The sequence below is a fragment of the Azospirillum brasilense genome, assembly GCF_022023855.1.
In the GTDB taxonomy this organism is placed as follows: domain Bacteria; phylum Pseudomonadota; class Alphaproteobacteria; order Azospirillales; family Azospirillaceae; genus Azospirillum; species Azospirillum brasilense_F.
The window spans coordinates 2,323,139-2,332,500 of the sequence record NZ_CP059449.1 but is presented as its reverse complement, the minus strand read 5'-3'; the positions used below and the strand labels follow the sequence as shown (position 1 = coordinate 2,332,500).

6 protein-coding genes (1 of these 6 cut by a window edge) are annotated in these 9,362 nt (G+C 68.8%); 2 read left to right on the top strand and 4 right to left on the bottom strand.

Annotation, left to right across the window (positions count from 1 at the left end):
• Positions 1 to 3,193: the 3' portion of a Pls/PosA family non-ribosomal peptide synthetase gene (locus tag H1Q64_RS11030; protein ID WP_237903530.1), read on the top strand. The gene continues 791 nt to the left of window position 1, outside the view; only the last 3,193 of its 3,984 coding nucleotides appear in the window; its start codon lies off the left edge, out of view; the stop codon is at positions 3,191 to 3,193.
• A 237-nt stretch (positions 3,194 to 3,430) separates the two neighbouring features.
• Positions 3,431 to 5,065, top strand: a complete 1,635-nt coding sequence (locus tag H1Q64_RS11025; protein WP_237903529.1) for a fumarate hydratase — start codon at positions 3,431 to 3,433, stop codon at positions 5,063 to 5,065.
• Positions 5,066 to 5,126: 61 nt separating this feature from the next.
• On the opposite strand, the gene der is transcribed toward H1Q64_RS11025, so the two are convergent.
• The 4 genes from der to H1Q64_RS11005 all read right to left on the bottom strand — a co-directional run bounded on the left by der (position 5,127) and on the right by H1Q64_RS11005 (position 9,319).
• Entirely contained in the window at positions 5,127 to 6,530 is a 1,404-nt protein-coding gene (der, locus tag H1Q64_RS11020; protein WP_237903528.1) for a ribosome biogenesis GTPase Der, read from the bottom strand.
• Positions 6,531 to 6,566: 36 nt separating this feature from the next.
• Positions 6,567 to 7,949 carry a PQQ-like beta-propeller repeat protein gene (locus H1Q64_RS11015; RefSeq protein ID WP_237903527.1) on the bottom strand — a complete coding sequence of 461 codons (1,383 nt, stop codon included), beginning with the start codon at positions 7,947 to 7,949 and terminating at the stop codon, positions 6,567 to 6,569.
• Positions 7,949 to 8,593 (bottom strand): tetratricopeptide repeat protein, encoded by a 645-nt coding sequence (locus H1Q64_RS11010; protein WP_109138451.1) that lies wholly within the window; start codon positions 8,591 to 8,593, stop codon positions 7,949 to 7,951. The genes H1Q64_RS11015 and H1Q64_RS11010 overlap by 1 nt, the downstream gene beginning before the upstream one ends.
• A gap of 171 nt (positions 8,594 to 8,764) precedes the next feature.
• Positions 8,765 to 9,319 carry a thioredoxin family protein gene (locus H1Q64_RS11005; RefSeq protein WP_103039004.1) on the bottom strand — a complete coding sequence of 185 codons (555 nt, stop codon included), beginning with the start codon at positions 9,317 to 9,319 and terminating at the stop codon, positions 8,765 to 8,767.
• Positions 9,320 to 9,362: the final 43 nt, after the last annotated feature.

The window sequence follows — 9,362 nt, the reverse complement described above, 5'->3', positions numbered from 1 at the left end:
CGTCATCCTGGGCGGCGAGGCCTGCCCGCCCGCGGTGGCCGCGCGCTGGTGCCGTCCGGGGCGGACGATCTTCAACAGCTATGGCCCGACCGAGGCGACCGTCGTCGCCACCGTGGCCGAGGTCCACCCGGACGAGCCGGTCACCATCGGCCGGCCGATTCCGAACTACAGCTGCTATGTGGTGGACGAGGCGATGGCGCTGGTCGCCCCCGGCACCCAGGGCGAGCTGCTGATCGGCGGGCCGGGAGTGGCGCAGGGCTATCTGGGACGTCCGGACCTGACCGCCGAGAAGTTCATCCGCAACAGCTTCGCCATCCACGGCAACGACCCGCTGCTCTATCGCTCCGGGGACGCGGTGAGCGTCGATCCGAACGGCAACTTGCTGTTCCACGGCCGCATCGACGATCAGGTGAAGATCCGCGGATTCCGGCTGGAGCTGGGCGAGATCGAAGCGAAGCTGACCGACATGGCCGGCGTCAGCCAAGCCACCGTCGTGCTGCGCAACGACAACGGGCTGGACCGGCTGGTCGCCTTTCTGGTGCCGCAGGCCGGCGCCGCGCTGGACAAGACGGCGCTGCGCGACCAGTTGCGCACCCAGCTGCCGAGCTACATGGTGCCATCGCATTTCGAGGTGACGGATCGCCTGCCACGCCTGACGTCCGGCAAGGCCGACCGCAAGGCGCTGCAGGCCGCGCCGCTGACCGACGACGCCGGCCCCAGCGAACAGGACGAGCCGCAGACCCCGACGGAGGCCGCCCTGCTGGAGGCCGCCAAGCGCGTCTTCCCCGGTCAGGCGGTGCCGCTGGAAGCCGACTTCTTCATGGATCTGGGCGGCCATTCGCTGCTCGCCGCGCGGTTCGTGTCGGCGGTGCGGGAGACCCGGCATCTCGACGGGCTGACCCTGCAGGACGTCTATGGCGCCCGCAGTCTGCGCGCCATGGCCGAGCGGCTGGACGCCCGCGCGCCGCGGGGCGGCAATGGCGGCGGGGCGGAGCGCAAGGACCGTTCCTTCACGCCGCCTCCCCTGCTCCGCCGCTTCCTCTGCGGGGCGGCGCAGGCGGCGGCCCTGCCCTTCATCCTGGCGTTGATGACGGCGCAGTGGCTCGGTGTCTTCGTCAGCTACATGCTGCTGTCAGGCGAAGACGCGAATTTCCTTCAGGAAATCGCCACGCTGCTCGGCGTCTACATGGTCATCAACGCCGCCACGGTTGTGATCGCCGTCGCGGCCAAATGGCTGGTCATCGGGCGGACGAAGCCCGGGCGTTACCCGCTGTGGGGCGCCTACTATTACCGCTGGTGGCTGGCGCAACGCTTCATCAGCCTCGTCCACCTGAAGTGGTTCCAGGGTTCGCCGGTTATGCGGGTTCTCCTGCGCGCGCTCGGCGCCAAGGTGGGCGACGAAGCGCTGATCGGCGAGTTCGAGTCCGGGGCCATCGACCTCGTGACCATCGGGGCCGGCGCCTCGATCGGCGGCAAGGTGAAGCTGGCGAACGCCGAGGTGATCGGGAATGAGCTGGTCATCGGCGCGGTGGAGATCGGCGCCGACGCGTATGTCGGCACGTCCTGCGTCATCGGCATGGACGCGGTGGTCGGTCCCGGCACGGAGCTGGCCGACCTGACCGCCCTGCCCGCCGGTGCCCGCACCGGCGCCTATGAGCGCTGGGATGGCTCGCCGGCCCGCCGCGTCGGCAGCGTCGACCGGGCGGAGCTGCCCGCCCCGGCAACCGCCGGACGGCTGCGCCGCGGGCTGAACGCCGCCTTCTACACGGCGATGCTGCTGGCCCTGCCGCCGATCTCGCTGATGCCGATCTTCCCGGCCTTCTACCTGTTCGACAATCTGGACGGGGTTCTGGGGTCGGTCTTCGGAGTCAGCTATCTCTATTACCTGCCGCTGATCGCCTGGCCGACGGCCATGGCGCTGGTCGCCGTGACGGTCTGCATGATCGCCGCCGTGCGCTGGATCGTCCTGCCGCGCGTCGAGGCCGGCACCTACTCGGTGCACAGCGGCTTCTATCTGCGCAAATGGATGGTGGCGCTGTCCACCGAGGTGATGCTCGACACGCTCAGCTCGCTCTACGCCACGGTCTACATGCGGGCGTGGTACCGGCTGATGGGCGCCAAGATCGGCAAGGATGCTGAGATCTCCACCAACCTCGCCGGGCGCTACGACCTTGTGGAGATCGGCGAGAAGTGCTTCATCGCCGACGAGGTGGTTCTGGGCGACGAGGACATCCGCCGCGGCTGGATGTTCCTGAAGCCGGTGAAGACCGAGGCGCGCGTGTTCGTCGGCAACGACGCGGTGGTGCCGGCGGGCTCCTGCATCCCCACCGGCTCGCTGATCGGCATCAAGTCGAAGCCGCCCGCCAACGAGGCGATGTCCGCCGGGGAGACGTGGTTCGGCAGCCCGCCGATCAAGCTGCCGGTGCGCCAGCGCTTCGACGGGGTCGGCGCCAACTGGACCTATGAGCCGTCCAAGGCCCGACGCCTGGGCCGCGCGGTGTTCGAGGCCTTCAGCCTGTCGATGCCGACGATGCTGTTCATCACCTTCGGCACGCTGGCGGTGGAGCTGTTCGCTCCGGCCATCCTGGAGCAGCGTTACGGCGCTTTTCTGGCGCAGTTCCTGGCGGTCAGCGTCGCCATCCCGGTGGCGATGGTCGCGGTGGTCATTCTGGTGAAGTGGCTGCTGATGGGCCGCTACACGCCCACCGTGAAGCCGATGTGGTCCTGGTGGGCCATGAAGACGGAAGCGGTGGCGGTGCTCTACTGGGGTCTGGCCGGCAAGGTGCTGCTGGACCATCTGCGCGGCACGCCGATGCTGCCTTGGGTGCTGCGCCTGTTCGGCACCAAGTTCGGCAAGGGCGTCTTCATGGACACCACCGACATCACCGAGTTCGATTGCGTGACGGTCGGCGACCACAGCGCGGTGAACGCCCTGTCGGCCCTGCAGACCCACCTCTACGAGGACCGCGTGATGAAGGTCGGCTGCGTCAAGGTCGGCCGCGGCGTCACCATCGGCGCCGGCTCCACCGTGCTGTACGACACCAGCGTCGGCGATTACGCCCATCTCGGCCCGCTGACCCTGGTCATGAAGGGCGAGGAGATCCCGGCGCACACGGAATGGGCCGGCGCCCCTGCGGAGCCGGTGGTCGAAGGCCAGCCTGAGTTGACGGCTCAGTTCAAGAGCGCCGCGTAAGCTATTGTCGGTGTTGGACTGTTGCGGCCCGGCATCCAGCGCTTCGGCGGTGGGTCCGGGCCGCATCGTTTCAAGGCCTGGGCAAGGCCCTTTCCTTATCGCCGCAGGGCGTTCCGTTCCCGTTGTACGCCGGGCGCAGGGGTGTATAACGGTGCGCGAGCGTGGCCCTGGCCCTTTTGCGCGCTCCAACGCGCCGCATCGGGGCCTGTGACCCAAAAACAGGAAGGAAGCCCCCGAATGCCCGATGACATCAGCCCCGCCCGCGGCGCCGCGACTCTGTTTCCGCTGGCCAAGGACGACACAACCTACCGCAAGCTGACCTCGGATCACGTCTCGGTCGTCGAGTTCGACGGCGAACAAATCCTGAAGGTGGAACCGGAGGGCCTGCGCCTGCTGGCCGAAGAGGCCTTCAAGGACATCAACCATCTGCTGCGTCCCGGCCATCTCGGCCAGATCCGCGCGATCCTCGACGATCCGGAAGCCTCGCCGAACGACAAGTTCGTGGCGCTGGACCTGCTGAAGAACGCCAACATCGCCGCTGCCGGCACGCTGCCCATGTGCCAGGACACCGGCACCGCCATCATCATGGGCAAGAAGGGCCGCCGCGTCTTCACCAAGGGCGGCGACGAGGCCGCCCTGTCGGAAGGCGCCCGCGACGCCTACCTGAAGCGCAACCTGCGCTACAGCCAACTCGCCCCGATCTCCATGTACGAGGAGAAGAACACCCGCAACAACCTGCCGGGCCAGGTCGAGATCTACGCGGAGGGCGAGGACGCCTACAAGTTCCTGTTCATGGCCAAGGGCGGCGGGTCGGCCAACAAGACCTTCCTGCATCAGGCCACCCCGTCGGTGCTGGCGCCGGACCGGCTGCTGAAGTTCCTCGAGGACAAGATCCGTTACCTCGGTACCTCGGCCTGCCCGCCCTACCACCTCGCCATCGTCATCGGCGGCCTGTCGGCGGAGCAGAATCTGAAGACGGTGAAGCTGGCCTCGGCCCGCTACCTCGACAACCTGCCGACCGAGGGCGGCGAGGACGCGCACGCCTTCCGTGACCTCGCCATGGAGGCGGAGGTGCACAAGCTGACCCAGACCATGGGCATCGGCGCGCAGTTCGGCGGCAAGTATTTCTGCCACGACGTCCGCGTCATCCGCCTGCCGCGCCACGGCGCCTCCATGCCGATCGGCGTCGGCGTGTCCTGCTCGGCCGACCGTCAGGCGGTGGGCAAGATCACCAAGGACGGCATCTTCCTGGAGCAGCTGGAGACCGATCCGGCCAAGTACCTGCCGGAAATCACCGACGGCGATCTGGCCGGCGAGGTGGTGAAGATCGATCTCAACCAGCCCATGAGCGAGATTCTCGCCACGCTGAAGCAGTATCCGATCCGCACGCGCCTGTCGCTGACCGGCCCGCTGATCGTCGCCCGCGACCTCGCCCACTCCAAGCTGCGCGCGCGGCTGGACGCCGGCGAGCCGCTGCCCGACTATTTCAAGAACCACCCCATCTATTACGCCGGTCCGGCCAAGACGCCGGAAGGCTACGCCTCGGGCTCCTTCGGTCCGACGACCGCCGGGCGCATGGACAGCTTCGTCGAGCAGTTCCAGGCGGCAGGCGGCTCGATGGTCATGCTGGCCAAGGGCAACCGCAGCCCGGAGGTGACCGCGGCCTGCCAGAAGCACGGCGGTTTCTATCTGGGCTCCATCGGCGGCGCCGCGGCCCGTCTGGCTCAGGACTGCATCAAGAAGGTGGAGTGCGTCGAGTATCCGGAACTCGGCATGGAAGCCATCTGGCGCATCGAGGTCGAGGACTTCCCGGCCTTCATCATCGTCGATGACAAGGGCAACGACTTCTTCAAGGAATTGAAGCTGGCCTAACCGGTTGCGCTCCCCGTTTTCCTCCCCGCCCAGCGGGGAGGAAGACGGGGAGCGCAACCGCTCAATCATCCGCGTAGGGGTTCTTCTGCTTGCGCAGCAGCAGCCGCACCGGCACGCCCGGCAGGTCGAACGTCTCGCGCAGATGGGCGATCAGGTAACGCTGGTAGCTTTCCGGCAGATCGAGCGGCTTGTTCACGAACAGCGCCACCGTCGGCGGGCGCGCCTTCACCTGCGTGGCGTAGCGGATCTTCACGCGCCGGCCCTCGACCAGGGGCGGCGGGTGGTGATCCAGCACGCCCTCGATCCAGCGGTTGAGCTGGGCGGTCGGGATGCGGCGGTTCCACTGCCCATAGGTCGACAGGATCGAGTCGAGCAGCGTGTCCAGCTTCTTGCCCTGAAGGGCGGAGATGGTCACCACCTCCACGCCCTTGATCTGGGCCAGAGCGGCCTGCAGCTTGTCCTCGACCTGACGCAGGGCCATGGCGCGGTCGTCCACGGCGTCCCACTTGTTCAGGGCGATGACCAGGGCGCGCCCCTCCTCCACCACGGTGCGGGCGATGGTCAGGTCCTGCTTGTCGAGGATCTGGTTGGCGTCGACCACGAGGAGGACGACCTGGGCCATGCGGACGACGCGCAGGGCGTCGGCGACGGCCAGCTTCTCCACCTTCGCATCGACGCGGGCGCGCCGGCGCATGCCGGCGGTGTCGACCAGACGGAACTTGCGGCCCCGCCATTCCCAATCGACGCTGATGGCGTCGCGAGTCATCCCGGCCTCGGGGCCGGTCAGCACGCGCTCCTCACCGATCAGGGCGTTCAGCAGGGTGGACTTGCCGACGTTCGGCCGTCCGACGATGGCAATCTGGATCGGGCGGGCACGCTCCTCGTCGGTTTCCGGCTGGTCGCCGACGGGCAGTTCCTCTTCCCCCTCGCCCTTGACGGGGGCCGAAGCCTTCTCGAGCGCCTCCGGCTCCGGCGGGGCGTAGGGCAGCAGTGCCTGGACCAGATCGGCCATGCCCTCGCCATGCTCCGCCGACAGCGCGAGGGGGTCGCCCAGGCCAAGCTCGAAGGCTTCATAGAGTCCGGTCATCCCCACCTTGCCTTCCGCCTTGTTGGCGACGAGGATGACGGGGGTCTTGCTCTTGCGCAACAGAGCCGCGAAGTGGCGATCCAGGGGCGTGATGCCGGTACGGGCGTCCACGATGAACAGCGCCACGTCGGCGCGTTCCAGGGCGCGTTCGGTCTGGCGGCGCATCCGCGCCTCCAGGCTGTCGTCGGTGACGTCCTCCAGGCCCGCGGTGTCGACCACGGTGAAGGACAGCCCGCCCACACGGGCGGGGGCCGAGCGCCAGTCGCGCGTCACGCCGGGCGTGTCGTCGACCAGCGCCAGCTTCTTGCCGGCCAAACGGTTGAACAGAGTCGATTTGCCGACATTCGGCCGACCGACGAGAGCGACGGTGAAGGACATCGGGCCGGGGGCCTTATAAAGAACCAAGGATGGCGATCAGCGGTACGCCACCAGCGTACCGTTCTCGCCCAGGACATATAGGGTGTTGTTCGCCACGACCGGAGGCAAATAGGTGGAGGCCGGCAGCGAATAGCGGGTCAGCACCTGCCCGTCGGCGGGCGACAGGGCAAGCATCTGGCCGTTCGACCCGGTGACGTAGAGCTTGCCACCGGCCAGGACCGGACCGGACCAGGTGATCGGCCCCTTCTTGTCCTCCGGATCGGTGAACTGGGCGAGTTGCGCGACCCAACGGGCGTGACCGGCCTGACGGGTCAGGGCGACCAGCTCCGAATCGTTGGTGACGACGAACAGATAGTCGCCGGCGAGCCAGGGTGTCTGGGTGCCGCCGATCTCGGCTTCCCACAGGCGGATGCCGATGCGCTCGTCGATGGCGATCATACGGCCGGAATGGCCGATCGCGTAGACGACGCCGCGGTCGATCACCGGCAGGCCGCGGATGTCGGCGAGGCTGCTCAGGGCGCCGCTGCGGCGGATCGCCGCCAGGCTCTCCTGCCACGCCACGCGCCCGTTCTCCGGACGCAGGCCGTACAGCTCGCCGGAGGAGTAAGGGGCGACGATCAGGGTCGGCGAGGCCGCCGGGCTGACGGCGCCCAGCAGGCCCGCCGTCTCCAGAATGCCCTGATGCGACCACTGCACGGCACCGTCGGAGGCCGACAGGGCCGTGAGCTGGTTGTCCAGCGTCAGGACGAGGACGCGCCCGCCCTCAACCGTCGGCGCGCCGCGGACCGGGCCCGGCACGCGCTTGCGCCAGATGATCGAGCCGTTGGCGGGATCGAGCGCGACCACCTCGCCGAAACCGGTGGCCGCGAAGACGCGCCCGTCGGCGTAGGCGACACCGCCGCCGCTGGCACCGCCGCGTTCCTTCTCCGGCTTGGTGTCGATGCGCCAGAGCTGGCGCCCGGTGCGCTCGTCCAGGGCGGCGACGTGCGAGTCGGCGTCCATGGCGAAGATACGTCCGTCGGCGATGACCGGCGTCGCCAGAAGCGAGCGGGAGCTGCTGGCCCCCGTGCCGACGTCGCCGCGCCACGCCTCGGCGGGGGTAGCCGACAGAGCGAGGTTGCCGCCGGCGTGTTCCGGCGTGCCGCCGGGCTGCGCCCAGGCCGGGTTGGCGACGGCGGTCGGCAGAGCGACCGGCGTGCCGACCAACTGCTGGTCGACCTCGACCTTGCGCTCGCGGGTCAGGACGGACACCCGCTCGCCCGGCAGGGGCGGATCGGGGGTCTTGCCGAACCACCCGCTGACGGTGTCGCAGCCGCTGAGCAGCACGGCGAGCAGCGGGGCGGAGAGCAGAGCGGTGCGCAGGGAGGGGCGCTTCGCGGTGGGGTGCGCGGTCGGGGCGGCCATGGGAATGCGGGTCATCAGCTCTTGCCGTAGAGGGTGGCGAGATCGGCGGCGCGCGACCGGACGCCGGCCGGAGCCTGCGAGTCGTCGGCCAATTGCTGGAATAGGGTGCGCGCACGCTCCTTGTCCCCGGCGCGGGCGGCGAGCACGGCGCTCATCTCGCGGGCGGAGAAGCGCCAGGGATTGGCATCCGCCGTCAGAGGCTGGAGCCGCGCCTGAAGCTGGGCCGGATCGCCGGAGTCGAGCTGGTGCATCACCGAGAGCAGGGCCGCCAGTTCGCGGTAGACCGCGGCGGCGCCGGCGTTGTTGGACAGCGTGTCGTAGACGGCCACGGCCTCCGCGGTCTTGCCCTCGCGGGCCAGCAGGGCGGCGGCGTTCAGCTGGGCCAGCGCGGCCATGCCGGGATCGGACTTGGCGGCGAAGGCGGCCAGGGCCTCGACGCCCTTGTCCGGCCCCTGGGCGGCCTGGGACAGGGCGGCGGCCAATGCCGTCGTCCCGCTCTCCTTCTGCGATTGCTGCCAGTTGCGCCAAGCCACCGTGCCGCCCGTCGCGGCGACGACCGCCAGCGCGGCCGCCAGCATGATGCCGCCGTAGCGCTTGAACACGCGCTCCATGCGGTCGCGGCGCAGATCCTCGTCGACTTCGCGGAAAATATCGCTCATGGCTCTACAGCGGCATCCTACGGCACGAAAACCGTTACAGCGGGGATTGCGCCCGCGCGCGGCTGCGGCGGGCGGTTCTGATGGTTCAAAGGGCCGGATAGCATTGGGCGCCGCACGCGGTCAAGGCGCAACGGCGCCCATCCGGGTATTAAGGCTGCGCTTTGGGCGGAATCAGGCCGGATTCCGCCATTTGATCGAGCAGCCCATGCTGGGGATCTGGTCGGTCGGCCCCTGCCCCGTCTGGGCGATGCGGACCATCGCGTGGAACAGTTCGCGCGGGGCGTCGGGGATCGGTTCGCGTTTGGAGGCGTCCAGCCGGCCGCGGTACTGAAGACACAGGTCGGCGTTGAAGCCAAAGAAGTCGGGCGTGCAGACCGCGCCGTAGGCCCGCGCCACCTCCTGCGTCTCGTCGAGCAGATAGGGGAAGGTGAAGCCATGCTCCGCCGCGAAACGCTTCATGTTGTCGAAGCCGTCGTCGGGATAGGCGTCGGTGTCGTTCGACATGATGGCGACGGCGCCGATGCCGTGGGCCCTCAGCGCGTTGACCTCTTCGACGATTCGCCCGATCACCGCCTTCACATAGGGGCAGTGGTTGCAGATGAACATGACCAGCGTGCCGCTCGGTCCCTGGACGTCGGCCAGGCTGTAGGTCTTTCCATCGGTTCCCTTCAGGCTGAAATCCTCCGCCTTCCGGCCGAAGTCGCACACCGGGGTTTCCGCCGCCATCGCTGTCTTTCCTTCTTCTGGACCCTCGGACGCGCCGCCGGCG

What these genes read in the sequence shown, in the direction of transcription:
- der (WP_237903528.1), bottom strand. Translation starts at nt 6,530, where the DNA reads ATGTCCTTCACCGTCGCTCTCGTCGGTCGGCCGAATGTCGGCAAATCG.
- H1Q64_RS11025 (WP_237903529.1), top strand. Translation starts at nt 3,431, where the DNA reads ATGCCCGATGACATCAGCCCCGCCCGCGGCGCCGCGACTCTGTTTCCG.
- H1Q64_RS11010 (WP_109138451.1), bottom strand. Translation starts at nt 8,593, where the DNA reads ATGAGCGATATTTTCCGCGAAGTCGACGAGGATCTGCGCCGCGACCGC.
- H1Q64_RS11015 (WP_237903527.1), bottom strand. Translation starts at nt 7,949, where the DNA reads ATGACCCGCATTCCCATGGCCGCCCCGACCGCGCACCCCACCGCGAAG.
- H1Q64_RS11005 (WP_103039004.1), bottom strand. Translation starts at nt 9,319, where the DNA reads ATGGCGGCGGAAACCCCGGTGTGCGACTTCGGCCGGAAGGCGGAGGAT.